The following is a 1,099-nucleotide window of genomic DNA, read 5'->3' as shown; positions in this document are numbered from 1 at the left end:
GAAACAACCTTTTATCCATCTAAATACCATATTTATCGCCTCCAATATAATATTGCATCTTTTCCATTATTTGGCAAAACCTTTGTTAACAGTGCCTAAGGTGTTCCTTCCATTCTTTCTATACTTCTTACATCCTTCTAAATATAGCTCTAAACCGTTATAAAATGTCATACTAAAAAGAGGTGAATAATTATCTAAGGAGCAGTTAATGGATATACGAATATGCTTGGCTTGAGCCCATTTTTTCTCAATGGGATTTAGATCAGGAGAGTGTAGATAAAGTAGCCAGCATTGTTTATCAATTTTTGCATATTTTTCCCTTGTGGAAAGCGGTATTATCCATCTCAATTGTTTTGAGATGCTGGGTAGTAGCAACTTCTCAACCTAAACGGCTAGTGCAACACCCAGATTGCTTGCTATCTACTGATAATTAGTAATCCAGGTTGTGGTTAGAAAAAGTGGTAATTGAATGGTTTGCTCATCATCCCTGCAAGGAGGCTAGAATCTTAGTTGCAATTGGCTTAATTTAGCGTGTAGAATATACTCTTTATGATATCATAGAAAACAGCATAATTGATAATGCTGCTTTCCATAAAGACCGCCTTATTATCTTGATTCAGAAAAAAGACGAATCCAGGCCAAGCACATAAAACAATCATGCAAGCAAATAATCTTTTCTTCAAAAAGACTTTTTATAACGATTTAGATACCGTATTTACTAACAAATTCAGACATCAAATCAGATAATAATATACCAGTATCAAAAACGCTCTTTGCACCAGTAAAATCATACCAATCACCACGTGGATACATAAAGCTGCTAATTGCAACTCTATAGGATTTATCTAATTTAATTTTATGAATCATTGTATAAAAATCACCCCCCTTCCTATCATTGGGCATATTGCGAGTGTGATGCATTGCCTTGCGTAAATCAGCACCAGAAATTTCCACAAAAACCAATGTATTATCAAACGGTATAAGTTCTTTGATTGTTTTATAGGCACTGTTAACAAAGGTTTTGCCAAATAATGGAAAAGATGCAATATTATATTGGAGGCGATAAATATGGTATTTAGATGGATAAAAGGTTGTTTCC

The 1,099-nt window shown here is 33.9% G+C and carries 1 protein-coding gene; it reads right to left on the bottom strand.

Features of this window, described 5'->3' with window-relative positions; all coding sequences use genetic code 11:
• Positions 1-702 precede the first annotated feature (702 nt).
• Positions 703-1,099, bottom strand: a 397-nt coding sequence (locus Cyrtocomes_RS06035; RefSeq protein ID WP_322498286.1) for a bifunctional UDP-sugar hydrolase/5'-nucleotidase, incomplete at its 5' end; no start/stop codon positions are given.

Source organism: Candidatus Cyrtobacter comes, assembly GCF_034470605.1.
Lineage (GTDB): Bacteria > Pseudomonadota > Alphaproteobacteria > Rickettsiales > Midichloriaceae > Cyrtobacter > Cyrtobacter comes.
Note: the sequence above shows the minus strand (reverse complement) of the source record. Positions and strands in the feature narration are given on the sequence as shown.